Genomic DNA, 25615 nt, shown 5'->3' with positions numbered 1-25615 from the left:
AAACAATGACGAATTCAGTCGTTCTGTTCACACTATCGGCGTCACATACTGAAGCGACAACCACCCCGACAAAGGAGTCGTCATGCCGACGTTCGCCGTCACCTACGCCTACCGCGCGAACAGCGAGAACGACCGCGCAACGCACCGACCCGCCCACCTCGCCTTCCTCGAGGGGCTGCACCACGCGGGCCTGCTGTACATGAGCGGCCCCCTCGCCGGCGATGAGCCGCGCGCCCTCCTCGTCTTCGAGGACACCGATGAGTCGACGCTCGCCGCGCGCCTCGACGACGATCCGTTCGCGGAGGCCGGGCTCATCGAGGCGCGCACCATCGCGACCTGGAACGTGTTCTTCGACCCGCGGACGGCGGCGTGATGCGCGTCGCCCGCACCGTCGGCGCCGAGCGCATCGCGTTCGCCGAGGAGCCCGAGCCCGCCGTCCGCCCCGGGGAGGTGCGCGTCGCCGTGCACGCGGTCAGCCTGTGCGGCACCGATCTGCACATCTTCGAAGACGACTTCCCGACGGATCTGCCCCTCATCCAGGGGCACGAGCTGTCCGGCGTCGTCATCGACGCAGCAGTGGGAACCGACTTCGATGCCGGCGACCGCGTCGCCGTCGACCCTCTCGTCGCGTGCGGCTCGTGCCGCGCGTGCCGCCGCGGCAGATCGAACGTGTGCGCACGGCTCTCCGTCCTCGGCTGCTACGAGGACGGCGGGTTCGTGGAGGTGCTGAGCGTCCCCGCGGCGCGCGTGCACCGCGTGCCCAAGGACCTTCCCCTGGAGATCGCGGCCCTGGGCGAGCCCACCTCGATCTCGCTCCAGGCGGTCAGCCGCGCCGAACCCGCCGCGGGCGCGGTCGCGCTGGTGCTCGGCTGCGGACCGATCGGGCTGCTCGCCGCGCTCGCACTGAGCGAACGCGGCGTCACCGTCATCGCTGCCGACACCGATCCGAACCGGGTCGCCCTCGCCGAGCGGTTCGGCGCTGCGGTCGCCCTCCAGGTCGGCGCGGGCTTCCCCGATGTCGATCAGGCCGCACGCATCGCCGATCTGACCGATGGCGCCGGGCCGGACATCGTCATCGAGGCGACCGGCGTGCCCGCGTCGCTGGAGAACGCCATCCGGCTCGTGGGATCCGCCGGGCGCATCGTCCAGGTCGGCATCTCGCCGCGCGCTGCGCAGATCACGATCAAAGACCTCACCGACAAAGAGATCGACCTGCGCGGCAGCCGCAACAGTCTCGGGCTGATCCCCGACGGGCTCGCGCTCCTCGCGCGGCATCCCGGCGCCGTCGCGGCGCTCGTGACCCACCGTTTCGCGTTCGAGGACCTCGAGGAGGCGTTCCGCACGATGGCCGACCCCGGCATCCCGTCCGGGAAGATCATCGTCCTGATGCCGGCGGCGACCCAGGCGGCGGTGCTCGCATGACCGGGCGACTCCTCATCGGCGCCGAGAACCTGCCCGAGGGCGTCGATGTGCTGGTGCTCGGATCGGGCGCCGCGGGGCTCGTCGCGGCGCTGCGCGCGGCGGATGCCGGGGCGCGCGTCTGCGTCGCGGAGAAGGCCGACCTCCTCGGCGGGACGACGTGCGCCGGCGGCGGAGTCATCTGGGCGCCCGCGACCGCTCGTGCCGCCCGCGCCGGGTTCCGCGACAACACCGCCGCGGGGCGCGCATATCTCGCGGCGTCGTCGGGGCACGTGATGGATGCCGGAACGATCGACTGGTACGTCGAGACCGCCGCTGCGGCGATCGAATACCTCACGTCGTCGACCCGCGTTCGTCTCACCGCACTCGCACGACCCGACTACCGTGGTGAGTGGCCGGGCGCCGCCGAGGGCGGCCGCAGCCTGGACAACGACGCGTTCGATCCGTCGAGCGTCCCGGGCCTCGCCGAGGCGCTGCGCCCGTCGTCGTACTTTCCGCTCCTGACGATGGCCGAGCGCGACGACCTCAACGGCCGCGCACCCGACCCCGAGCTTCTCGCCGAGCGTCGCGATCGCGGCGTGCGGACGATGGGGGGCGCGCTCGTGGGCGCCCTCGTCGCGAGCTGCCTCGACCGCGGCATCGACGTCGTCCGCGGCGTCCGCGCGGGTGCGCTCGAGCGCACCGGGTTCGGGTGGCGCATCGGTTTCGGCGGGCGCGCGGTCTCCGCCGCCGCCGTCGTCCTCGCCACGGGAGGCTTCGAGTGGAACCCGCGCCTGCGCGAGGCCTTCCTCGCGTTCCCCGTGACGCCCATCAGCGCGCCCTCGAACGAGGGCGACGGGCTCGAGCTCGCGCTGGAGGCGGGGGCGTCCGTCGCCGACATGACCGCGATCTGGGGCGTCCCCGTCCTCACTCCCCCGACCCAGACCTACGACGGGCTGCCGTCGGGCCGCATGGGCAACGTCGAGATGACGCTCCCGGGGTCGATCGTCGTCAACGCCGCCGGCGAGCGCTTCGTCAACGAGGCGCTCGCCTACCACGACACCTGCCGCATGTTCGGCGACACCGATCCGGCGACGGGGCGGCCGCGCAACGCCCCGGCATGGCTCGTCTTCGACGCGGCCTTCGCCGCGCGCTACCCGATCGCGGGTTCCGCGGTCGGCACCGCGCCGGATTGGGCGACGTCGGCCGATACCCTGCAGGGCCTCGCGGAAGCGGCGGGCATCGACGCGGAAGGCCTCGCGACGACCGTGCGACGATTCAACGCCGACGCGGAGATCGGCGTGGACACCCTGTTCGGTCGTGGGTCGAGCCCGCAGGACCGCTTCCTCGGCGACGCGACGCACGAGCCCAACCCTTGTCTCGCACCGCTGCAGACCCCGCCCTTCGCGGCCGTTCCGCTCCACGCCGGCGTGCTCGGCACCTCCGGTGGTGTCCGCACCGACCAGCGCAGCCGCGTGCTCGATTGGGCGGGTGAGCCGCTGCCGGGTCTCTTCGCCGCGGGAAACGTCGCCGCCGGCGTCTTCCGAAACACCTATCCGGGCGGCGGAGCGACGCTCGGTTCCGCCCTGGCCCGATCGTACGAGGCAGGCGACGTCGCCGGGGCGCACCGCCTCCCGGCATCCACCCTTCTGGAGGCACACGCATGAGAGTCGCACTCGTCGGCGCCGGGGCCATCGGTCGCACGCACGTCGACGCCGTCCTGCACACCGGTGGGGTGACGCTCGCCGGCGTCGCGGACCCGTTCGACGCGGGAGCGCACCTCGCTGCACAGTCGGGCGCCGTGCACTACCGAGACCATCGGGCGCTCATCGACGCGGAACGGCCGGATGCCGCGATCATCGCAACGCCCAACGAACTGCATGTTCCGCAGGCTCTCGACTTCGTCGAGGCGGGGATTCCCGTCCTCGTCGAGAAGCCCATCGCGGGCTCGCTCGACGAGGCCCGCCGGCTCGTCGCCGCATCGGAGTCGCGCGGCGTGCCGGTGCTGGTCGGTCACCACCGGCGCTACCACCCCGTGATGGTCCGCGCCAAGGAGATCATCGCCTCGGGAGAGCTGGGGCGCATCGTCGCGGCGAGCGCCACCTACTTCCTCGCCAAACCCGACGACTACTTCGACATCCCCTGGCACCGCACACCCGGCGCAGGCGGCACGTTCCTCATCAATCTGATCCACGAGATCGACCTGCTCCGTCACCTGATCGGCGAGGTCACGGCGGTCTCGGCGATGTCGTCGAGCGCCGTGCGCGGTCTCGACGTCGAAGACACCGGAGCAGTGTCGTTCGCGTTCGCGAGCGGCGCGCTGGGGAGTCTCGTGATCTCCGATGCCGTCGCCGGACCGTGGAGCTGGGACCTGACGGCGGGCGACTCGCCCCGTTTCCCCGCACACGGCGTCGAATCGCACCGCATCGGCGGCACCGAGGCATCCCTCACGGTGCCGACGTTGGAGCTCTGGCGGCACGACGGACCCCGCGAATGGACGACCGAGATGCATCCCGTGCGACAGCACGTCGCGGCATCCAGCCCCTACGCGGAGCAGCTGCGCCACTTCGCCGATGTGGTGTCGGGCCGAGCGGAGCCGCTCGTGAGCGGGCGGGAGGGCGCGCAGAACCTCGCCGTCCTCGACGCGATCGTCACCGCCGCGCAGACCGGGGCGACCGTCGAGGTCATCCCCGTCTGATCGTCAGTCGCGCGCGCGTTGCCGCCACGGCGCGGCGGCGACGATGACGCCCGCCCCGGCCACGACGACCATCGCGAGCTCGGCGAGCCAGCCCGGTCCGGCATCGGCCGGCCACGCGGCATCCAGCAGGAATGCGGTCACGAGCTGGCCGGCGACGGCTCCGAGGCCGAGGAGCAGCACGCCGGTGTGCACGACGAGCGCGGCCGACAAGAAGATGTACGTCACCCCGATGACGCCGCCGAGGTACATCCACGGCTCGATCGGCCACACGTCCGGCGTGCCGACGAGTGCGACGTGGACGAGGGCGGCGACGGCGAGGATGGCGGTGCCGCCGATGAAGTTCACGAGCGTCGCCGTCAGCGGAGTCCCGACGCGTTGACGCAGTCGACCGTTGGTCGCCTGCTGCCAGGCGATGCCGATGCCGGCGAGGAAGGGAAGCGCGAGCATCCACCACGGCACGCGTGCGAGCAGGTCGCCCTGCAGCGATATCGCAACGGCGACGAGTGCGAGCGCGCCTCCCGCGACGCGCGGCATCGTGACCGCGACGACCCCCGCCGGACCGTAGCCGACGCGGTCGAGGACAAGCCCCGAGAGAGTCTGCCCCGCGACGACGCCGACCGTGAACAGCGAAACGCCGATGACCGCCACGGCAAGTCCCTGCGTCGCGACCGTGAGCGCTCCGGCGGCGCCGCCGGCGAGCATCCACCACGGAATCGTCCGGCGACGGATGCCGGCGGCGAGGGCACGCGCGCCGCGGCGACCGCTCGGCAGCGCCGCAGAGAGCATGACGAGAACGACGAGTCCCGACCCGAAGGAGACCACGGCGGCGACGAACCCGTCATCGAGCTGGCGCCCGAGCTGACCGTTGACGCGGGCCTGCAGCGCCGTGAGGACGCCGACCGCGACGGCGCCCGCGATGGCGACCGCCGCCGGCAGTCGAGCGGGAGCGGCAGCAGTCACGGAGAGTCAGCCTAGCCGCCCGGTCGCGCCTCCCCGTCGCCTGGAATCCACCCGGATCAGTCGTAGCCGAGAATGCAGATCGCCTCGGTGATCGGCTCGGGTTCGGTCCCAGGGTGCGCGTCGTCCACCCTTCGACGCTAGCGGAGGCGAGGTCTCGGGCGCCTCTGCATCGCCGGGGAAAACGGTCGCGTGTGTGAAAGGATTTAGCCAGCCAGTGATCAAGACCGATGGAGGAGAGATGCCGGGCAAGAGAGCGACACTCGCCGACGTCGCGCGCCTGGCAGGACTCTCCACGACGGCAGCGTCCATGATCCTCAATGATCGGCCGGACACGCGCCTGTCGCAGGCCGCCCATGACCGAGTCCACGCGGCGGCGCAAGCCCTCGGGTATCGCCCGAACGTGGCCGCTCGCAGCCTTCGCACCGACAAGACCCACACGATCGGCTTCATCTCCGATCACGTCGCCACCACCCGCTTCGCGAGCGGGTTGATCCAGGGAGCGATCGAGTCGGCGGAAGCGGCGGATCACGTCCTCCTGGTGTTGGAGACGGGCGGCGAGCCGGCGCGCGAGTCTGCGGCCATCGGCGCCGTCCTCGATCGACAGGTCGACGGAATCGTGTTCGCGAGCATGCGCGCTCGGGAGCTCGTCGTCCCCGACCTTCCGGCGGGGCTGCCGGTCGTGATGCTGAATGCCACGAGTCCGCGCCACCTGACATCCGTGCTTCCTGACGAAACGCTCGGAGGACGTGTGGCCGTGCGCAGTCTCATCGAGCGCGGTCACCGCGACGGCATCGCCCTCATCGGCCAGAACGACGAGGTCGAACGCGACGCGTTCCGGTCCGTGACGGTGTCGCGGCGCGTCGCCGGCGTGCGCGACGAGCTCGCCGCGCACGGGCTCACCTTCCTGGCCGAGGAGTCCGTCTGGCTGTGGGAGCCCGAGGGCGGCTACGCGGCAACCACCGGACTGCTCGAGCGCGACCTGCCCATCACTGCACTGCTGTGCATGAATGACCGCCTGGCCTTCGGCGCCTACCAGGCCCTCGCCGATGCCGGCCTGTCGGTGCCTGGGGACGTCTCCGTGATCGGCTTCGACAACGACGAAGTGGCGGCGTACCTCCGCCCAGGTCTCACCACGATGGCGCTGCCTCACATCCCCATGGGGCGCCGCGCCGTCGAGCTCCTCCTCCACCCGGCGGAGGCCGGTGAGCACCTCATCGAGATGCCGCTCGTCAAACGGTCGTCCATCGCGGAGCCGCGCATCGCGTGACGGCGCGGTCCACTCTTCATTCCAGCGCAGCGCGCAGCGCGTCAACGATCCGTGTTCCCCGGTCGTCGCCTGCTTCCATCAGGTTCGTGAGGTAGGCGAACCCCACCTTCGCGTCCGGTTCCGCGAACGCGACCTGTCCGCCGGCGCCATCGTGCCCGAATCCCCGAGAAGTCACGTATCGGCGCGCCGGGGAATCCAGCTGGAACCCCATCCCCCACCGCGGCCAGGGTGGAGGCGCGGCGAAGAACGGCTCACCCCCGCTCACCGTCGTGACCGCATCGGCCGGCAGTCCCTGCGGGAAGAGCTGCACGCCATCGGTCTCTGTGACGGTCGCCGACCAGATCGTTGCGAGAGCGCGTGCGCTGGTCACTCCACCTGCTCCCGGGACACAAGCCGCCCTGACCCGCGGGTCGTTGAAACCCTCGCCGGGCCCGACGAGCGCGGAGGGAAGAGCCCCACCGAGAGTCATCGCGCGAAGCGGCACCGGGTCCGTCTGCGCCGCCTGCTCCAGTGTCCGCGTCGCTTCGGCCAGACTGGCACCCACGGCCATATCCGCTACCCGATGCTCCACCGTGGCCGGAAGTCCGATCCACGCCGGGATGCCGAGGGGCGCCGAGATACGCTCCGCGAAGACGTCGCCGATGCTCTGCCTCGTGACACGACGAATCACCTCGCCGATGAGCCACCCGTGCGTGATCGGATGATATGAGTGCGCGGTCCCGGGCGACCAGTGCGGCGTGGCCGCCGCGAGCAGCGACACGCACCTGTCCCAATCGCTCAGATCCTCCACGGACAGGTTCTCGACGATCGCGGGCACGCCGGCACGATGAGCGAGCAGGTCCGCGATCGTCGTGGCCGCTTTGGCATCGGTCGCATACTCCGGCCAATGCCGTGCGACGAGGCGATCGTAGGACAGTCGTCCTTCTGCGACGAGTTGTGCGGCGAGGATGGACATGAGCCCTTTGGTGCACGAGAAGATCACGCTGATCGTGTCCGCATCCCAGGCCCGGCCGGTGCGCGCGTCGGCCGTTCCCGCCCAGACGTCGACGACCGGCTTGCCGTCGACCCGCACGGCAAGCGCCGCGCCCATCGGGTGACCGTCCAGGAACCCGGCCCGGAACGCATCGACCACGCCTCCGAAGCGTTCGTCGGCATGACCTTTGACGTCGATCGTCATCGAGATGCCCCCTCGACTCGAGTGGCGGGTGCAGAGGATGCCCCGGCATCCGTCGCCAGGACCGGCCACCCCTCGTGATCGGCGACGAGGTACATCGGGTCGCTGATCCGTCCGACGAAATCGTCGCCGAGGACGTTCTCGAATGCCATCAAGGCGAGTCTCTCGTCGGGGGTCGTCACGATCCGGCCCGCGTAGAGAGTCTCGTCCGTCAGCCGTCGCGCCATGTGCACGTCGCACCAACCGCTCTGCGAGTCACGCGGGGCGACCCAGATCCCCCCGCTCTGCCCCACCCGCGCGCCGACGAGATGGGCGGCGTCGCAGCAGAACAGAATGAAGTCACGCGACCCCAAGCGGAAGGGTTGGATGACCTCGATATGCGCGAATCCCGCACCGGGCGCACTGAGCGGCGGCCTGACCTCCCACGAGCGCAGGTCGCGTGAAAACGCGTGGCCGACGACACCCGTGTCGCGGGGGTCATCGCCGATCGGACGGCGCGCGCGTGCGGTGATCAGCATGTGCCAGCCGTCGTCAGCGCGGAACACCCAGGGGTCCCGCCACGCCTCCTCTGGCCACGTTCCCGTTTCGAGGGTCTCGTACCACCGCATATCGGGGGTCACGAGCGGACCGGGCGCCTTGCTCCACCGGTGCAGATCGATGCTGGTGGCCTCGCCGATCGACTCGATGTTCGCGTGGCTGTCCTCGGACAGGAACCGGGACCCCGTGTAGAACATGCGCCATCCTGAGCCGTCGCGGATGACCGAGCCGGTCCAGGTCGCGGTACCGTCGAACGCCTCCTCAGCCCCGGGTGAGATCACCGTCTCGGGTTCCGACCAGGTGCGCAGGTCGGTCGAGACGGCGTGTCCGATCGTCGCATTGCGGTGACGCAGGTGCGGGTCTCCCAGCGCGCGCGGGGCGTTCAGAAAGAAGAGGTGGAAGTCTCCCTCATCCCGCGCAAGCCAGAAGTCCCATACCCACCGGTCGTCGATCTCGAAGGTCATGAACGCCCGTTCTCCTCTGCGGCGACCTCGAAGTCGCGTCGGGGCGGCGCGCCCAGCACGCGGCCCAAGGCACGAACGATGCTGTCGCCGCGGTCGTCGGAGTGCACCTCGAGCAGGCTCGTCACGTATCCGAAGCCGACGCGGTGCCGGCTGTCGGCGAACGCGATCTGTCCGCCGGCGCCGTCATGTCCGAACGACGCATCGGACAGGAACGGTCGCCGCTCCGATGGCAGCATGAAGCCTGTCCCCCACCGAGGGTACGGTCCCGGCAGCCACCACACGGGCTCGCCCTCGCTCTGCACGCGCGTCATATCGGCGACCACCGCTGCGTCCAGTGGTTCCACGCCCGAAACGGGCACGACGGTCGCCGACCAGATCGCGGCCAGACCCGCGGCGCTCGCCGCGCCACCCGCCCCCGGTACTCCGGCCTGGCGCACACGCGGATCGTCGAACCCTTCACCGGGGACGACGAACGACGCCGGGAACGCCGTGCCGAGCGTCATCGCACGCTCCATCCAACGCGCGTCCTCGGGGTCGATGGCTCGTTCTGTCGTCATCGGGGGCGGCGCCGACAGGGAGTCTCCCGCAGCGAGTCGAGCCACACGCGGCAGGTCCGGCTCCGGCACGCCGATCCATGCATCTGCGGCCAAGGGTCCTGCGAGCGTGCGACGCAGGCGCGCGCCCGGTGTCTCGCCCGTGACACGCCGGATGATCTCGCCGGCGAGCCAGCCATAGGTCAACGCGTGGTATCCATACGCCGCGTCGGGGCTCCACAGCGGAGCCTCCTCAGCGAGCCGCGCAGCCATCGCAGCGTCGTCGAGCGCCGCACCGAGGTCGACGTCATCGCGAAGGGTTGCGAGTCCGGCACGGTGCGACAAAGCCTGGCGCACTGTGATGGCGGACTTGCCTGCCGCCGCGAACTCCGGCCAATAGGTCGCGACGGGCAGATCGAGCTCGAGACGACCTTCCTGGACGAGGTGGCCGATCATGATGGCGAGCAGGCCCTTGGTGCAGGAGAAGACCATCGCCATCGTGTCGTGCTGCCAGGGAACCGCACGTTCGCGGTCGGCCGCTCCGTGCCAGAGGTCGAGCACGGTGAGCCCGTCGACGCGTACTGCGAGAGCGGAACCGCCCGACTCGCTCACCGTCGAGGCGAAGGCTTCGGCGACCGATTCGTACCCGGGCGCGACCATGCCGTGGATCGTGGTGTCGAAGTCCATCGCTCAGCCCTTGATCGCCGAGCTTGCGACACTCGCGACGAACCATCGCTGGAAGACCAGGAAGATCACGAGCACCGGGAGGACGAAGATCACACCGAACGCCAGGACGGCGCCCCACTCCGGGGGCTGTGCGCTCTGGAAGACGCTCAGCTCCAGAGGCAGCGGCCGGACCGATGTATCGCTGACCATGAGAACGGGCCACAGGTAGGAGCCCCACTGCGCGAGGAAGGTGAGGATCGCGACCGTCGCGAAAGCCGGACGCGACATCGGGACGACGATCTGGAAGAAGGTGCGCAGCGGCCCGGCGCCGTCCAGCCGTGCAGCTTCCTCGATCTCGCTCGGCATATCGAGGAAGAACGTGTAGAAGAGGAAGATCGAGAACGCGCTCGCGATGAACGGCAGCGCCTGCACGTAGATCGTGTTCCGGCTGTCGTTGAGCATGTAGTACAGCGGCAGGGCGACGGCCTCGAACGGGATGATCGTGAGGATCGTGATCATCAGCAGGACGAACGACCGGCCCTTCCACTTCATCCTCGCCAGCGCGTACCCCGCGAGCGAGTTCACGAGCAGCCCGCCCACGACGACCACGACGGTGACGATCACCGACACGGCGATGAACTGCCACAGGTAGCCGGTGACCGGGTTCGAGAACCGCTGGAAGACCGCGACGTAGTTGTCGAAGGTGAGGTTCGAGGGGAAGAACCCCGCGACTCCCGCGAGCACCCGATCGCCGGGACGGAAGCTACCGACGATCAGGTAGTAGATCGGCGCGAAGAACACGATCCCGAACAAGCCGAGCAGTGCGTACTCCCAGACACGGGTCGCGACCCGGCCCCTCTTGGTTCGGACGACGCTCATGACACTCCGCCTTCCTGACGGACGAGCCGTCGTTGGATCAGCGCCACGAGCGCAACGATGATGAGGAACACGACGGCCATCGCGGAACCCTGCCCGATGTTGTTCTGATCGAAACCGGTGGTGATCACCTGGTACATGACGGTCTGCGTCGACTCGATGTCCAGCGATCCGCTGCGGTCGAGGAGATACACCTGGTCGAAGAGCCGGAAGGAGAAGATCGTCGTCAGCAGGGCGACGAAGATCAGGGTGTTGCGGATGCCCGGGACGGTGACGTGCAGGAACTGGCTCCAGCGCCCCGCCCGATCGATGGATGCCGCCTCGTACAGCTCGTTCGGCACGCCCTGCAGGGCGCCCAACAAGATGATCATCTGGAAGCTCACGCTCTGCCACACCGACATCACGATGATCGCGCCGAGCGCGGTGGCCCCATCGCCCAACCAGTCGTGCGGCGCGATCGCGCCACCGCTGATCGCACTGAGCACTCCGTTGAGCAGCCCGTACTCGTCGCGGGCGAAGATCAGCCGCCAGATCACCGCGACCAGAGCGAGCGGGAACACCAGAGGCATGAAGAAGAGCGTGCGGAACACCGTCATCCCGCGGATCTTGCGGTTGATGAGGATCGCGAGCCCCAGCGCGAGCGCGGTCTGCACGGGAACCACGATGAGAGCGAACGTGAAGTTGTTGCCCAGCGCACGCAGGAAGGTCGCGCTGATATCCGGGTCGAGGAACAGCCGCGCGTACTGTTCGAAGCCGACGAACTTCGGCGGTCGGGGGTTGCCGAGCTGGATTCGGAAGAAGGAGGCCACGATCGCGCCGATGAACGGCAAGACGAGGAACGCGATGAGGAGGATGATCGCCGGCGCGGCCATCAACGGGCCCGCGGCGGATGGCCTCCGCCGTGGCTGCGGTCCGCGCCGACGAAGGCGCGCGAGAGGTGCGAGAGTCATGAGTTCGTCTCCAAAGCGGATCGCCCCGGGTGGCTCCGACCTGCGGAGCCACCCGGGACGAACATGCTCACTTGTAGTCGTCGTTGTCCGCGAAGTCGCGGTCGATGGCGCGTGCTGCCGCCTCGAGAGTCGACTTGGCGTCGGCGCCGCCCCAGATCGCCGAGAGCGCCTTGCCGAACTCCGCGGTCACGACGGGGTAGCCTGCGGTCACCGGTCGAGACACCGCCACGCAGTCCTCGGTCAGCTTGTCCTCGGTCGGGCACGCGGCGTTGAGCTGGCTGGACAGGAACTCGAGGGGCTTGCCCGCTCCGTAAAGAGGAGAGGCTTCGAGCGCGGTGAGCGTCGCCGGAGGAGCACCGTTGGCCGACGTGTACTTTGTGACGACCTCGTCGCTCATCAGGTAATCCAGCAGCGCACCGGCCGCCTTGGCGTTCTTCGTCGCCCCGCCCATCGCCCACGCGATCGTGCCGGAGCCCGTCTTGGCACCTGCCCCGAAGTCGGGAAGCGGCCCGACGACCAGATCGTCGCCCAGAGCTTCCTTGTACGCGGGGTACAGCCAGTTGCCCATCCAGTTCAAGGCAACACGACCCGACTGGAATGCCTGACCGTCGGTGTCCGGGTCGACGAAATCACGCCACGACGCGAACGTCGTCATCGCCTCCGCCGCCGTGTCGGAGTCCAGGGAGCCGGCGGCCTTGCCGTCGGCGAGGATCGGGGTGCCCGCCGACCACAGGACGGGAGCGAACCCGTAGATCCCGTACTCGCCGGTGAGGCCGTTGGCCTCGCCGATGCCGAGGGGCTTGCCGTCGGCATCCAGCTTCGACAGTGTGTCGACGACCTGGGTGAACTCCTCCGCGGTCCAGGCGTCGGCCGCGCTGGTGGGCATCGTGATTCCGGCCGCGTCGAGGAGCTTCTTGTTCCCCCACATCGCCAGACCGGAGTTCATCATCCCGACGGCGTAGAGGTGACCGTCGACCATGTTCTGACCCTTGATGGCGTCGGTCTGATTGTCGATGGTGTCCTTCGACACCCACTCATCGATCGGTGCGATCCGCCCGAGGTAGGCGAAGTTCGCGATGACGGGACCGTCGACGGCGACGACATCGGGAAGCTCGTCGTCGCTGGCGGTCTGCAGCGCGGTGGTGAACTGATCGGCCGGGATGAACTGCATGTCGACCTCGATGTCGGCATTCGCCGTGTGGAAGCCGTCCATGATCTTCTGGATGACTTCGTTCTCGGCGGACTGGCCATCGAGCGCCCACACGGTGACGGTGCCCGTCCCGTCACCGGCTTCGACACGCGAAGACGCGTCATCGCCCGTTGCGGTCGCCGAGCAGGCGGCGATGCCCAGTGTGGCGGTCAGTCCGAGGGCTGTGCCCGCGAGGAGCCGGCGGAACGTCCTTCGCCGGGTGATGTGCTGTCGTGACATGTGAATGGACTCCCTTGTCGTCGTCACCGCCTCGGTCGGCGATGGTGTCGCGGATGGTGCTGTGTCATGCATTCTCAGTGCTAAATGCATTTAGCACACTATGCACGATCCGCGGGTGCTACGTCAAGGCGTATACGACGGCGCTGATTTCCACTCGGCGCCGCGAGGCTTCATTCAGGTCGTGATGTGGTGCAGGAGGCCCTGTTCCACGGTCCCCTCGGGAAGAGGCGTCATCGTGGTGACGAGCACCTCCTTCGCGAGGAAGGGGGCGACATCCCTGCGAAGACCGTCGATCGCGGCTCCTTCGGCATGTGCATCCAAGTCGGCGCGGGACTCCCACTTCTCGATCATGACGATGGTGCCGTCATCGGCGTCGTGGATCGCGTACAGGAGGCACCCGCGCTCCGCGTGCGCAGCGGCGATTCCCGCACGGAGCGCAGCGCGGAGCTCGGGTCGACGTCCCTCGAGCGGAGAGAACACCGCGACGACGACGACGCTCATGCCGTCAGAGCCGCGGGCAGGAGCGGCAACGCCTCCAGGACGCGGGCGAGAGTATCGGCTTCGCCCACGTTGCCCGGCACGACGACGTAGAGGACTGAGCGACCGTCTCGCACCCGCATACGCCAGACGGACACGCCCGGGAGCACCTGACCGAGCACGTCCGCCGCCACCGCGCCCATGCCGACGCGCGCCACGTCCGCGGACGTGATGCCGCCTTTCGCAATGATGACGTCGACGGAGGGCAGCAGCATCGCCACTGTCGTCGTCAGCGCCGCCATCACACGGCTGCCGTGATCGAGCGTGCCGTGGTCGGCGGACCGCTCCCGAGCCGTCGCGATGAACGCGAGCCCCGTGCGCGCAAGCCGATCGCGCTGCGAGTCCGCGACGCGCTCACCCTCCGCACGGGGATCTGCGAGCGCCTCGCCCGTATCGATGACGGCGGGGGCGCCCCAGCGCTGCGCGACCGCTTCGATCTGAGCCGTTGCTCCGTATGTATGCGAGCCGCACACCACGAGCACGCGCTGGCCTGCCGCGGCGAGCGGCGTCGAAAGCAGCCCGGTACTGGTGACGGCGGCCAGTTCTGCAGCCAGAGGAGAAGCGGACCGCACGACCAACGGGACTCCTGCGTCCCACGCCTCCTCGATCCCACGGGCGATGGACGCGATGTCTGACGCGTTCTCGGCGTCCGGGACGACGACCGCGCCGCGGGGAGCCGAGCGCAGCACCTCGGTGAGCTGTCCCGCTCTCACCTGCGCGAGCGAGACGGGTATGGCGTGGCGATGAGACTTCTCCGCCACGTAGTCGACGAGGACCGACGTGCCGAACGGAAAGACCGGGTCGTGCGCATATTCGGTCTCGTGGGCGGGAACGTCGACCCCGGCAGATCGTACGTAGTGCACGCCGCCGCGCGTCGTCCGGCCGCCTTCGGGGAAGGCCGGCACGAAGACGAGGATGCCGTCATCCGCCATGAGCACGTCGGATTCCGCGAACACATGTCCGCGCAGTGTGGAGTCACCCCGAAGCACATATCGCGTCGACTCCCCCAGCCGAGCCGCCGCCGCCTCGACGTCGAGCTCGATCTGTTGGATGAGGGCGACAGCGGATGCCTCATCCAGCGCACGTGAGTTGGTCTGCAGATAGACGCTGTCGTGTTCGCGGAGTGCGTCGGCGATCGTCGCGACATCCCAGCGCAGCAGGACGCGCGCGCCGGTCGCCGACTGCGTGCCCGTCGGGTCGTCGTCCAGAATGATGGTCTTCATGTGTTGCTCCTTCAGGGGCGGCGCGGCCACCGGCCGCACCGCCCCCTGATGGTCAGTTTCCGCTGGCGATGATCCGGTCGACGTCGGCGCGCTCCTTGGGCCCCCACGTCTCACGGGTGAAGGCGACGCCGATCAGTCCGATGACACCCACCCCGACATAGATCCAGGCGACACCACCCCAGCCCATGCCGACCGCGACGGCAGCAGCGATGAAGGGGATGAAGCCGGAGATCGCGGCCGAGAACTGGTACCCGAGCGAGGCGCCGGACGTGCGTGTTCCCGTGCTGAAGAGCTCGCTGAAGTAGGCGCCCTGCGTGCCCGCGAGCATGTCGTGGATGACGGGGAGGCCGATGATGTAGACCAGCACGATGAACGCGGGGATGCCGGTGTTCACCATGAGGAACAGCGGGAACCCGAACGCGACGGTCGCGAGGCAGCCGATCAGGTACAGCGTGCGACGACCGATCCGGTCGCTGAGGGCACCCCAGAGCACCGTCGTGACCGCTCCGAGTGCGGTCGCGATGATCAGTCCCGTGAGCGCGGTCTGTCGCTCGGCGAGTCCGGTCGTGGTCAGGTAGGAGATGAGGTAGGTCACGATGACGTAGAAACCGCCGGTCTCCGCGAGCCGCAGTGCGATGACGCGGAGCACCGTCTTCCAGTCATCGCGGATGACGGTCCAGATCGGGTTCTTCTCCAGCCGCCCCTCCGCCTTCGCCTCTTCGAACTCGGGAGACTCCGACACCTTCGCGCGAATGATGAGTCCCGCGATGATCAGGAGGGAGCTGAGCAGGAACGGGAGCCGCCAGGCCCATTCGGCGTCGAGGTTCGCCGTGCCGAGGAAGACGAGGTTCGCCAGGAAGACACCCGCGGGAACGCCGAGCTGAGGAATGGCCGCCCATCGCCCCCGTCGCTTCCACGGCGCGTGCTCGAAGGTCATGAGCACTGCACCGCCCCACTCGGCCCCGAATGCGAGACCCTGCACGATGCGGATGACGGTCAGAAGGATCGGCGCAAGGATGCCGACCTGCGCGTACGTCGGGAGCGCCCCGATCAGGACGGTGGCCGACCCCATGATGATGAGCGCGCCGACGAGCACGGGCTTACGCCCGTACTTATCGCCGAGATACCCGCCGATGATCCCGCCAAGCGGCCGCATCGCGAAGCCGATGCCGAAGGTGAGGAATCCCAGAAGGACGCCGATCACCGGGTCCTCCCCCGGGAAGAACAGCGGGCCGAAGTACAGTGCGGCTGCTGTCCCGTAGGCGAGGAAGTCGTAGTTCTCGATCGTGGTGCCGACGGTCGAGCCGATTGCGGTCTTCAGCTTGTCGGGCGATCCGTGCGCGGCTTGGCGCGCTGTGGTCGATGGCGTGGTCGTGGTCATGACGATCTCCTTTGATGTCGAAGCGCTGGGCTCCTTCGGGGATCGTCAGCCTGGGGCGGACGGATCCGCCGGGTCAGGTGAGGAGACCCCCGAGGTTGTTGTTGGTATAGAAAGAAGTGATGTGGAAGCGCACGAGACTCGCTGCCCGGTCTCCGTCGCGGTCGATCAGAGCTCGAAGGATTTCCCGGTGCTCCGATCGCACGGTCTTGGCCGTCTCGCGCCAATCGGCGAGAGTGGCATAGACATCGACCATGCGTCGCTGGATCGCCGTGCGGAGGGAGCCCATCATGTGGGCGATGAGCGCGTTTCCCGTGGCATCCGCGATCCGTACGTGGAACGCGGCGTCGAGTGTGTTGAATTCTGCGGCGGTGATGGAGTCGTCGTCCATCCGGTCAAGGATCGCGGCGAGCTCCGTGAAGTCGGCCTCATTCGCTCGATAGGCAGCCTCCCAGCACGACCATGTCTCGAGCGCGACCCGCGTCTCCAGAACATCGTTCTGGTCGAAGTGCGCCAGAGCGAGCTGCAGCTTCAACAGGTTGACGAACCCGTCCCCCGGCGAATCGACGAGCACCGCCCCGCCTTCGGGCCCGGCCCCCGAACGGATCTCGATGATGCCGAGGGCCTCCAGCACACGGAGCGCTTCGCGCAGTGACGCCCTCGAGATCCCGAGCGACGCGGAGAGATCCCGCTCGCTCGGCAGCTTGTCCCCCGCGCGGAGCTTCCCATCGAGGATGCGCTGTTCGATCTGGTGCATGACCTGCTCGTAGGTGCGGACCCGCTGCACCGGTTCCCACGCGTCGCCGCCGCCCATACCCGGACCTCCTCGCCTGCGCGCGGCCGTCGTTCGGCTGCAGCACCTCCAGCGTAGCGATCATGGTCTGACCTTCCGACCTTCGTCAGAGCGCCGCGTGCTCGGCGCGGAACTCCGCCTCGAGCTCACGACGGATCTGCACGGCGAACTGCGTCTCGTCGACCTCGACGTCGTCCCACGAGACGGTCTGGTCCTTCGCGACGTCGCGGACCATCCGAGCTCCATGCGCGAGGCCGAGCGGCAGAGCGTGCTTGGCGAGCGACGTCGAGGCGGGCGCAAGCTTGCCGAACACGGTGTAGCCGCCCTCGCCGTCCAGGCGGTCGCCCGCGCGGAGGTCCTTCTTCGCCGTCGTCACGACATCGCCTCGGAAGCCGGTCGGTGCGCCTGTCGCCTCACCGCGGACCACCGCCGCGGCGATGCTCACTCCGAGTTCGAGGCCGATCATGTGATATGGGCGGTAGAGCGACGCGTACCGACCGGACGGGTCCGTGTGCACGCCGTACTCGGCGAAGCACTGGACTGCGTAGTCGGTCGTCGCCTCGAACGTCACATAGACGCCCCAGCGCAGGTTGTCGGGGACCTCGGTGCCATCGCGGTACATGCTCGAGGCGATCTCGACGGTGCCTCGACGGGTCAGGCTGCCACCTTTCTCACGCTCTCGGAAGACGACCGGCAGGTCGTCCTTCGACGCCGCCGGGAACAGCAGTCCCTCCTCCTGCGGCAGCAGGCCGGTGCCGTTGGCCACTGCGGCCATCTCGATCGCGGACTTCGTCCCATCGAGGAAGGAGTTGAACATCTGGGGGTTGTAGTCTCCGGACGCGAGCTGCTCGTCCGTGAAGCCGTAGTAGTTCCACACCGTGTCCGGCGTCGAATAGTTGTACTCGGGCAGGTACTTCGTGCCCTTGCCCGCCGCGACGACGTCGAAGCCCACCGTGCGGCACCAGTCGACGAGCTCACAGATCAGGGCCGGCTGGTCGCCGTACGCCATCGAGTAGACCACCCCGGCCGCCTGCGCCCGTCGCTGGAGGATCGGCCCCACCATGCAGTCGGCCTCGACGTTGACCATGATGACGTGCTTGCCGTGATCGATCGCCCTGACGGCATGGTAGGTGCCGTACAGGGGGTTCCCGGTGATCTCCAGGATGACCTCGATCTCGGGGTGGGCGATGAGGGTGTCGGCACTCTCGATCACGGCGGTACCCCCCGTCCGGATCGCTTCGTCGAGCGTCTGCGCGGCATAGCGCTCCGCCGGCCACCCCGTCCGCGCGAGCGCGGCCTTCGCCTTGGGGATGTTGATGTCGGCGACGCCCACGACGTGGATGTTCGCCGCGCCGACGGCCTGCGTGAGGAACATCGACGAGAACTTCCCGGCGCCGATGACCCCGACGCGAATGGGGCCCAGTTTCGCGGTCCGCGACTGCATGAGGGAGAACAGGTTCATCTCGTCTACTTCCTTGTATCCGGTGATCGTTGGCGATCTTAGGTTTAAAGGTCTGTTGGTAAGACCATTAAGCCATCATGATGCACCGCGGTTCATCCGTCAAGCACCCGCAGGTTGCGGTCGGCGCCGACGATCCCGCTGAAGCGCACGCTCGCGCCCGTTCAGGCCGCTCGAAGGCGTGGACCGCCGACGGACTCACCTCTGCACTTCCGCGTCATTCCGCGGAAGTCAGGTGGTCGGAGACTCACTGAGACGGTGCCGGCTACAGGACTCGAACCTGCAACCCCCTGTTTACAAGACAGGTGCGCTACCAATTGCGCCAAGCCGGCGAGGCGGCATCCAGTCTACGGGCGCCGCGTGCGCCGCGTGACAGCAATCAGCCCGGGACCGGTCAGGGAGTGACGGACGGCGATGCGGTCGGCGACGGCGTCGGGGTCTGGTTCTTCGCCGACTTGCCGCTCGCGGTCGTGAGCACGAACTGCGAGAACTCGGCCGGGTCGGTCATCTCTCCGACGTAGGCCTGACCGTTCACGGTGATCATCGACGTGCCCGCGAGTGCCACCCCGTCGCCGGTGCCGGTCACGGCGCGCTCGGTGGCGGCCTTCACCCACGACGCGAACGCTTCGGTCTCGATGCACTCGCGCAGTTGCTTCGGGTCGTCGCTGCCGTTCGCGAGTGCGACGTCGGCGAGCTGCTTGTCGGAGAGTCCGTCGGAATCCACGGCGGGCTGGCGCGACAGAAGGTCGTCCGTGAACGCGAAGAGGGATGCCGGGGAGTACGTCGCGACGCACGCCGCCGCGCTCGCGGCACGCAGCGAGTACTTCGTGCCGTTCGACTTCGCGGTCAGCATCGACACGGGGTGGTACGTCAACGTCGCGGCGCCGTCGGCGACCCACGACTTCAGCTGCGCGGAGTTCGCCAGCTGCCACTCCCGCGCAGACGGCGAGAGGTAGTCGACGTACACGTGGATGTCGACAGGCGCCGTCGTGGACGTCTGCGACGGCGACGGAGCGGGCTGAGCAGCATCCGGCGTCGCGGACGGCGTGGCGTCATCCGGCGAGGTGATGGCCGCCCCTCCGGCGATCGCCGAAACGAGGAACCCGTCCTGCTGATCGGCGTCCGGAGAGAGCTGCGGCTTGCTGGCCGACGCCCCCACGGCCCACGCGACGACGACGCCGACGACCGCGACGACGGCGACCGCGCTCGTGATGAGAGCCGTCCGACGCACGAGCCGCGCGCGCGACTGCCGCACGTGCACCTGCTGCGCCTTCTCGCGCACCGCCTCGCGCCGCCCCTGCACCACCGGGGTGCTCGCCGTCTCGGCGACCTCCGACGAAGGGCTCTCGTCGGGACGGGTGGAGTCGTCGGTGGACATGGGACCTCTCGGTGAAAAGCTGTGTGTTCGGCCGCAGCGCCAGTGCATCAGGACCGTGCGTGATGACGGGCCGCGGCGAGTGTGCCGACGGGGTGCGGCGACAGTCACGATGCTAGATCGCGACCCTGTGAAATGCCCAGACACCGCCTCGGCCTTCGGTGACAGCCATGTCACTCCTGCACGTGCGATAATAGCCCCGCGCCCGATGGCGGGCGTGCGGGGTGGCCCCCGCTCATTCCATCACTACGGATCGTCCGGCACGTACCTGCCGGTGAAGGAGAAGAAAAAATGGCATCTGTCACGTTCGACAACGCCACCCGCCTGTACCCCGGAGGCACCCGCCCCGCGGTCGACAAGCTGAACCTCGAGGTCGCCGACGGCGAATTCCTGGTCCTCGTCGGCCCCTCCGGCTGCGGCAAGTCCACGTCGCTGCGTATGCTGGCCGGCCTCGAAGAGGTCAACTCGGGCCGCATCCTCATCGGCGACCGCGATGTCACCGACATCCCCCCGAAGGATCGCGACATCGCGATGGTCTTCCAGAACTACGCCCTGTACCCGCACATGACGGTCGCCGAGAACATGGGCTTCGCCCTGAAGATCGCCGGCGTCGGCAAGGAAGAGCGCGCCCAGCGCGTGCTCGAAGCCGCCAAGCTCCTCGACCTCGAGGAGTACCTGACCCGCAAGCCGAAGGCCCTCTCGGGTGGTCAGCGTCAGCGTGTCGCGATGGGCCGCGCGATCGTCCGCCAGCCGCAGGTGTTCCTCATGGACGAGCCGCTGTCGAACCTCGACGCGAAGCTGCGCGTGCAGACCCGCACCCAGATCGCGTCGCTGCAGCGTCGCCTCGGCGTCACGACGGTCTACGTCACGCACGACCAGACCGAGGCCCTCACGATGGGTGACCGCATCGCGGTCCTCAAGGACGGCCTCCTCCAGCAGGTCGGCACCCCGCGTGACCTGTACGAGAAGCCGAACAACGTGTTCGTCGCCGGCTTCATCGGCTCGCCCGCGATGAACCTGTTCCCCGTCGACCTGGCCAGCGCCGGCGGCATCCAGTTCGGCACCGCGGTCGTCGACGCCGACATCGACCGTCCGACGAGCGCCACGCAGGTCACCGCCGGCGTGCGCCCCGAGGACATCGTCGTGAACCCGGCCGACGGCCAGGGTCTCTCGGTGACGGTCGACCTCGTCGAGGAGCTCGGCGCCGACGGTTACCTCTACGGTCACACCGAGATCAACGGCAAGCGCACCGACATCGTCGCGCGCGTCGACGGTCGCAACCACCCGAACGCCGGCGAGAAGGTCGTCCTCGCCCCGGTGCCGCACCACGTGCACGCGTTCGACATCGAGTCGGGCGAGCGCCTCACCAAGAAGGCGATCGCTTCGGCCTGATCGATCCTGATACGGCGCGGGCGGTTCCTCGGTCCATCACCGAGGAGCCCCCGCGCCTCGTCATATCCCTGACCGCACGACGATCCGGAGCGCCCGTGCCCGACGCCAGTCTCACCACCTCGCTGAGCATCACCGCCAGCAGCGTCGACGCGGGGCTCCTCGCCCTCCCCTGGTCGACCCCGCTCGATGCGTGGAAGAGCGACCACATCGTCTCGCTGCCCAAGGGGCTCTCCCGTCACCTCGTCCGCTTCGCGAACCTCTCCGGCCGCGTCATCGCGGTCAAGGAGACCACGGGCGAGATGGCCCGTCGCGAATACGAGATGCTCGGCATGCTCGCCCGCCTCGACGTGCCCTGCGTCGAGCGGGTCGCCGTCATCGACGGGCGTCGCACCTCCAAAGGTGAACCTCTCCCCGCCGCCCTCGTCACCGCGCACTTGAAGTTCTCACTGCCGTATCGCGCCCTGTTCACCCAGACGCTGCGCCCCGACACCGCCGGGCGCCTCGTCGACGCCCTCGCGGCCCTCCTCGTGCGGCTGCACACCGTCGGCTTCTTCTGGGGCGACGTGTCGCTGTCCAACACCCTCTTCCGGCGAGACGCCGGCGCGTTCGCCGCCTACCTGGTCGACGCGGAGACGGGTGAGCTGCACGAAGGCGGTCTCACCCGGGGTCAGCGCGAGCACGATCTCGACGTCGCGCGGACGAACATCGCCGGCGAGATCATGGATCTCGAGGCCGGTGGGCGCCTGGAGGGCGGCATGGATGCCGTCGCCATCGCCGACGGCATCATGTCCTCCTATCGCTCGCTGTGGGCGACGCTCACCGAACAGGAGACGTTCGCCGCGGGCGAGGCGTGGCACATCACCGAGCGCGTCCAGCGTCTCAACGACCTGGGCTTCGACATCGGCGAGATGTCGATCGACGCGACGCCCGACGGAACGACGGTGCGCATCCAGCCCAAGGTCGTCGACGCCGGTCACCACCAGCGCCGCCTCCTGCGCCTCACGGGGCTCGACGTCGAAGAGAACCAGGCGCGTCGGCTGCTCAACGACATGGACGAGTTCAAGGCCCGGATCTCCCGGCTCGGCTCCGACGAGGACATGGTGGCCCACGAATGGCTCACCCGCGTCTTCGAACCCGTGGTGAAGGCGATCCCGTGGGATCTGCGCGCCAAGCTGGAGCCCGCGGAGGTCTTCCACCAGGTGCTCGAGCACCGCTGGTATATGTCGCAGGCGCGCGGGCAGTCGGTGCCGATCGCGGAGGTGCTCTCGTCCTACGTGGACACGGTCCTCCGGCACCGCCGCGACGAGGCGACGCTCATGGGCCCGCCGACCGAGACGGTGTCGATCCCGATCATCACCGGGGCCGTCGACACGCAGGACGAGGACGACGAGATCGACTGGCGCGACCTCGTCTGAACCCGCCGCGTCAGTAGCCGACGGTGAAACGTCCGCGCGAGTGCTTCGGCGACTCGATCTCGTCGAGGACCGCCGCGGCGAAATCCTCACCGGAGATGAACGACTCACCGCCGTCGTCGACGACCAACACATCGCCGCCGTCACGGTAGGTCCCGCGCCGCTCCCCCGGATTGAAGCCGCCGAAGCCTCCCGCCGGGTGGATGAAGAACCAGTCGCGCCCGGACTGCTCGGCCTGGAGATCCTCCAGCACGCCGATCATCTCGAGCGCCTCCGCCTTGAACGCCTCCGGGAAGTCGCCGTCGACGACGCGCGGTCCGCCCGGCGCCACGAGGCTGCCGCCGGCACCGCCGACGACGCCCAGGCGCACGCTGTCGGGGAGCGTCGAGGCGAGGGCTTCGATGTTCGGGCGCACGAGCCCTTCCATCTCGCCGCGGGGCGCGACGGCGACGACCACGGCATCCACGCCCTGCAGCTCGGACAGGAGGCTCGGCACGTCCAGGAGTGTGCCCTCGAGGTACGTCACGCCGGGGATGCGCTCCGCCGCGACCTTTCGGGCCACGGAGAGAACGCTGTGGCCGCGCCCGGCGGCCTCGGCGACGATGTGGCGACCGGCGTACCCGGTGCCTCCGATGACGGCGATGTTCGACATGACAGTCCTTCCGTTCAGGGGTTCACTCGCTGGCCGCGCGAATCGTCGCGACCTGGTAGAGGGCGACGGATGCCGCGATGCCGGCGTTGAGCGACTCGGCGGCCGACGAGATCGGGATCGAGACGATCTGGTCGCACGTCTCCGTGACGAGCCGCGACAGACCCTTGCCCTCCGACCCGACGACGATGACGACGGGTCGGTCGGCGAGTTCGAGCGCCGGCAGGGCGACCTCTCCCCCGCCGTCGAGTCCGAGGACGAAGACGCCCTGCTTCTTGAACTCCTTGAGCGTCGTGGTGAGGTTCGGGGCCATCGCGACCGGGATGCGCGCCGCGGCTCCCGCGCTCGTCTTCCACGCGGCCGAGTTCACGCCCGCCGAGCGGCGCTGCGGGATGATGAGCCCCTGGCCGCCGAACGCGGCCGTGGAGCGGATGATCGCCCCGAGGTTCCGCGGGTCGGTCACCCCGTCGAGGGCGACCAGCAGGGGCGTCGAGCCCTTCGCGATGATCTCCTCGAGCAGGTCCTGCGGGTGCGCGTACTCGTACGGCGGCACCTTGAGCGCGACGCCCTGGTGCACGCCGTCGAAGCCCGCCATGCGGTCGAGCTCGGGGCGGGTCACCTCGAGCACGGGGATGCCGCGCTGCGTCGCGATCGACAGCATCTCCTTGACGCGGTCGTCCATCTCGACGCGCTGCGCGATGTAGAACGCCGTCGCGGGGATGCGTGCGCGGAGGGCCTCGAGCACGGAGTTGCGCCCCGTCACGTTCTCCATGTCGTCGCCCGCCTTCGCCTTGGGCGCGCGGTTCACGTTCCCCTGCTTCGGCTTGGGCTTCCCGCCCGCGGCGGCGTAGCGCTCGGCCGCGGCCTTGCGCTTACCGGCGGGATGCCACGCCCGGTCTTCGGCCTTCGGGGTCGGCCCGCGGCCCTCGAGGGAGCGCTTGTTCTTCCCGCCGGACCCCTTCGTGGGGCCCTTTCCGCCTTTTGCGGCGCCGGGGCGCCCTGGCTTACCGGCCATCGAGACTCCAATGTGTTCCGTGTGCTGAATCTTCCAGGGCGATCCCCGCCGCCGCGACCGCGTCGCGGATGCGGTCGGCGGCCGCCCAGTCCTTGTCCGCGCGCGCTCGTGCGCGCTGCGCGATGAGCTCCTGCACGAGCGCGTCGAGCGCGTGCGTCTGACCGTCGCCCGGGGCCGACCGCCACTGCGGGTCCGTGGGGTTGAGGCCGAGGAGACCGGTCATGCGCCCGACCTCGATGAGGGCGCGCGCCGCGGCATCCGTGTCCCCGGCATCCAGCGCGGCGTTGCCGGTGCGCACCGTCTCGTGCACGATCGCGAGTGCCTGCGGGACGCCGAGGTCGTCGTCGAGCGCCGCGGCGAACGCCTCGGGAAGATCGGCGGCGACGAGCGGGGTTGCCGTGCCGAGCACGCGCGCGGCGCGCTCCTGGAACGTGCGGATGCGCGCGAGGGCCGCCTCCGCCTCGGCGAAGGTCGTCGGCGTGATCTCGAGCGACGACCGGTAGTGCGCCGCGGCGAGCGCGTAGCGGACGACGAGCGGGTCGTTGTCGGCCAGCACGTCGTGCGCGAGCAAGAAGTTGCCGAGCGACTTCGACATCTTCTGATCGCCCACCGTGACGAGACCGTTGTGCAGCCAGTACCGCGCGAACGGGTCGCCCGCCGCGGTGGACTGCGCGAGCTCGTTCTCGTGGTGCGGGAAGCGCAGGTCGAGTCCGCCCCCGTGGATGTCGAACTCCGGGCCGAGGTAGCGGCGGCTCATCGCCGAGCACTCGATGTGCCAGCCCGGCCGGCCCTCCCCCCACGGCGACGCCCAGACGGCATCGTCGGGCTCGCCCGCCTTCGCGGCCTTCCACAGCGCGAAATCGTGCGGATCGCGCTTGCCGCGCTCGTCGGCCCCGGCGCCCGGCTCCATGGCATCCACGCTCTGGCGGGTCAATGCGCCGTAGGACGGCCAGGAACGCACGTCGAAGTACACATCGCCGCCGACGGCGTAGGCGTGGCCGCGCTCGATGAGTCGCGCGATCAGCTCCTGCATCTGCGGGATGGATGCCGTCGCCCGCGGCTCGTACGTCGGCGGCAGGATGCCGATGGCGGCATATGCCTCCGAGAATTCGCGCTCCATCCGGTATGCGAGGGCCCACCAGGGCTCGGTCGGAGTCGCGTTCTGCAGCACCTTGTCATCGATGTCGGTGACGTTGCGCACGAACGTCACGCGGCCGTAGCGGCGGATGAGCCAACGGCGCCAGAGGTCGAACGCGAGCGCGGCGCGCAGATGATGGATGCCGGGGCCCGACTGCACCGTCGGGCCGCAGACGTACATCGTGACATTCGACTCATCGAGCGGGGCGAAGTCGCGAAGCGTCTGCGCCTGGGTGTCGTAAAGCCGGACCGTCACCGCACCAGCCTACCGGCGCCGCCTGGGCGGCGCCGCA

The 25615-nt window shown here is 69.1% G+C and carries 23 protein-coding genes and 1 tRNA gene; 7 read left to right on the top strand and 17 right to left on the bottom strand.

The genetic code is table 11. From position 1 onward, the window contains the following. The first annotated feature begins 82 nt into the window (after window positions 1-82). Genes J0I43_RS16045 through J0I43_RS16030 form a run of 4 tightly spaced genes read left to right on the top strand, consistent with a single transcriptional unit; the run spans window position 83 to window position 4096 of the window. Window positions 83-373, top strand: coding sequence for a YciI family protein (locus J0I43_RS16045; protein WP_292866245.1), 291 nt, complete (start codon window positions 83-85; stop codon window positions 371-373). Then, window positions 373-1422: an alcohol dehydrogenase catalytic domain-containing protein gene (locus J0I43_RS16040; RefSeq protein ID WP_292866242.1), complete on the top strand. Its 1050-nt coding sequence runs from the start codon at window positions 373-375 to the stop codon at window positions 1420-1422. The genes J0I43_RS16045 and J0I43_RS16040 overlap by 1 nt, the downstream gene beginning before the upstream one ends. Next, window positions 1419-3065, top strand: coding sequence for an FAD-dependent oxidoreductase (locus J0I43_RS16035; protein WP_292866239.1), 1647 nt, complete (start codon window positions 1419-1421; stop codon window positions 3063-3065). The genes J0I43_RS16040 and J0I43_RS16035 overlap by 4 nt, the downstream gene beginning before the upstream one ends. After that, a complete protein-coding gene (locus tag J0I43_RS16030) occupies window positions 3062-4096 on the top strand; it encodes a Gfo/Idh/MocA family oxidoreductase (protein WP_292866236.1) in 1035 nt (344 codons plus the stop codon). Before J0I43_RS16035 ends, J0I43_RS16030 begins: the two co-directional genes overlap by 4 nt. Before the next feature lie 3 nt (window positions 4097-4099). Here J0I43_RS16030 and J0I43_RS16025 read toward each other — a convergent pair whose 3' ends face one another. After that, complete coding sequence (locus tag J0I43_RS16025; RefSeq protein ID WP_292866233.1) at window positions 4100-5056, bottom strand: DMT family transporter; 957 nt, start codon at window positions 5054-5056, stop codon at window positions 4100-4102. Between the two features lie 214 nt (window positions 5057-5270). Here J0I43_RS16025 and J0I43_RS16020 point away from each other — a divergent pair, with 214 nt between their 5' ends. Then, entirely contained in the window at window positions 5271-6323 is a 1053-nt protein-coding gene (locus J0I43_RS16020) for a LacI family DNA-binding transcriptional regulator (RefSeq protein WP_292866231.1), read from the top strand. Between the two features lie 16 nt (window positions 6324-6339). On the opposite strand, the gene J0I43_RS16015 is transcribed toward J0I43_RS16020, so the two are convergent. The 13 genes from J0I43_RS16015 to J0I43_RS15955 form a co-directional block, all read right to left on the bottom strand. Continuing rightward, window positions 6340-7500: a serine hydrolase gene (locus tag J0I43_RS16015; protein WP_292866228.1), complete on the bottom strand. Its 1161-nt coding sequence runs from the start codon at window positions 7498-7500 to the stop codon at window positions 6340-6342. After that, on the bottom strand, window positions 7497-8498 hold the full coding sequence (locus tag J0I43_RS16010; protein ID WP_292866225.1) for a glycosyl hydrolase family 32: 1002 nt from the start codon (window positions 8496-8498) through the stop codon (window positions 7497-7499). The genes J0I43_RS16015 and J0I43_RS16010 overlap by 4 nt, the downstream gene beginning before the upstream one ends. After that, window positions 8495-9718 (bottom strand): serine hydrolase domain-containing protein, encoded by a 1224-nt coding sequence (locus tag J0I43_RS16005; protein WP_292866222.1) that lies wholly within the window; start codon window positions 9716-9718, stop codon window positions 8495-8497. Before J0I43_RS16005 ends, J0I43_RS16010 begins: the two co-directional genes overlap by 4 nt. A gap of 3 nt (window positions 9719-9721) precedes the next feature. Continuing rightward, window positions 9722-10576 carry a carbohydrate ABC transporter permease gene (locus tag J0I43_RS16000; protein WP_292866219.1) on the bottom strand — a complete coding sequence of 285 codons (855 nt, stop codon included), beginning with the start codon at window positions 10574-10576 and terminating at the stop codon, window positions 9722-9724. Further along, complete coding sequence (locus J0I43_RS15995) at window positions 10573-11523, bottom strand: carbohydrate ABC transporter permease (RefSeq protein WP_292866216.1); 951 nt, start codon at window positions 11521-11523, stop codon at window positions 10573-10575. Before J0I43_RS15995 ends, J0I43_RS16000 begins: the two co-directional genes overlap by 4 nt. A gap of 67 nt (window positions 11524-11590) precedes the next feature. Continuing rightward, window positions 11591-12952 carry an ABC transporter substrate-binding protein gene (locus tag J0I43_RS15990; protein WP_292866213.1) on the bottom strand — a complete coding sequence of 454 codons (1362 nt, stop codon included), beginning with the start codon at window positions 12950-12952 and terminating at the stop codon, window positions 11591-11593. Window positions 12953-13126: 174 nt separating this feature from the next. Next, window positions 13127-13453, bottom strand: a complete 327-nt coding sequence (locus J0I43_RS15985; protein ID WP_292866210.1) for an antibiotic biosynthesis monooxygenase — start codon at window positions 13451-13453, stop codon at window positions 13127-13129. After that, window positions 13450-14712 carry a four-carbon acid sugar kinase family protein gene (locus J0I43_RS15980; RefSeq protein ID WP_292866207.1) on the bottom strand — a complete coding sequence of 421 codons (1263 nt, stop codon included), beginning with the start codon at window positions 14710-14712 and terminating at the stop codon, window positions 13450-13452. The genes J0I43_RS15985 and J0I43_RS15980 overlap by 4 nt, the downstream gene beginning before the upstream one ends. Window positions 14713-14764: 52 nt before the next feature. Beyond that, complete coding sequence (locus tag J0I43_RS15975) at window positions 14765-16093, bottom strand: MFS transporter (protein WP_292866204.1); 1329 nt, start codon at window positions 16091-16093, stop codon at window positions 14765-14767. A 73-nt stretch (window positions 16094-16166) separates the two neighbouring features. Beyond that, entirely contained in the window at window positions 16167-16904 is a 738-nt protein-coding gene (locus tag J0I43_RS15970) for a FadR/GntR family transcriptional regulator (RefSeq protein ID WP_292866201.1), read from the bottom strand. A gap of 85 nt (window positions 16905-16989) precedes the next feature. Further along, entirely contained in the window at window positions 16990-18345 is a 1356-nt protein-coding gene (locus J0I43_RS15965) for a Gfo/Idh/MocA family oxidoreductase (protein WP_292866198.1), read from the bottom strand. A gap of 256 nt (window positions 18346-18601) precedes the next feature. Then, window positions 18602-18674 (bottom strand) — tRNA-Thr (locus J0I43_RS15960). A gap of 62 nt (window positions 18675-18736) precedes the next feature. Next, the gene (locus J0I43_RS15955) at window positions 18737-19720 is read right to left on the bottom strand and encodes a thioredoxin domain-containing protein (protein WP_292866195.1); all 984 of its coding nucleotides are present in this window, start codon (window positions 19718-19720) and stop codon (window positions 18737-18739) included. Window positions 19721-20008: 288 nt separating this feature from the next. On the opposite strand from J0I43_RS15955, the gene J0I43_RS15950 reads away from it, so the two are divergent. Both J0I43_RS15950 and J0I43_RS15945 read left to right on the top strand, forming a co-directional pair. Then, window positions 20009-21109, top strand: a complete 1101-nt coding sequence (locus tag J0I43_RS15950; RefSeq protein WP_292866192.1) for an ABC transporter ATP-binding protein — start codon at window positions 20009-20011, stop codon at window positions 21107-21109. Between the two features lie 95 nt (window positions 21110-21204). Continuing rightward, window positions 21205-22524 (top strand): DUF4032 domain-containing protein, encoded by a 1320-nt coding sequence (locus J0I43_RS15945; RefSeq protein WP_292866189.1) that lies wholly within the window; start codon window positions 21205-21207, stop codon window positions 22522-22524. Between the two features lie 10 nt (window positions 22525-22534). Here J0I43_RS15945 and J0I43_RS15940 read toward each other — a convergent pair whose 3' ends face one another. Genes J0I43_RS15940 through cysS form a run of 3 tightly spaced genes read right to left on the bottom strand, consistent with a single transcriptional unit; the run spans window position 22535 to window position 25578 of the window. Beyond that, window positions 22535-23173, bottom strand: a complete 639-nt coding sequence (locus J0I43_RS15940; RefSeq protein ID WP_292866186.1) for an NAD(P)-dependent oxidoreductase — start codon at window positions 23171-23173, stop codon at window positions 22535-22537. Between the two features lie 22 nt (window positions 23174-23195). Then, a complete protein-coding gene (gene rlmB, locus J0I43_RS15935) occupies window positions 23196-24185 on the bottom strand; it encodes a 23S rRNA (guanosine(2251)-2'-O)-methyltransferase RlmB (protein WP_292866183.1) in 990 nt (329 codons plus the stop codon). Beyond that, window positions 24175-25578: a cysteine--tRNA ligase gene (cysS, locus tag J0I43_RS15930; RefSeq protein WP_292866180.1), complete on the bottom strand. Its 1404-nt coding sequence runs from the start codon at window positions 25576-25578 to the stop codon at window positions 24175-24177. The genes rlmB and cysS overlap by 11 nt, the downstream gene beginning before the upstream one ends. Window positions 25579-25615: the final 37 nt, after the last annotated feature.

The organism is Microbacterium sp., assembly GCF_017305435.1.
In the GTDB taxonomy this organism is placed as follows: domain Bacteria; phylum Actinomycetota; class Actinomycetes; order Actinomycetales; family Microbacteriaceae; genus Microbacterium.
The sequence above is the reverse complement of the archived record's forward strand: the minus strand, read 5'-3'. Positions and strand labels throughout refer to the sequence as shown.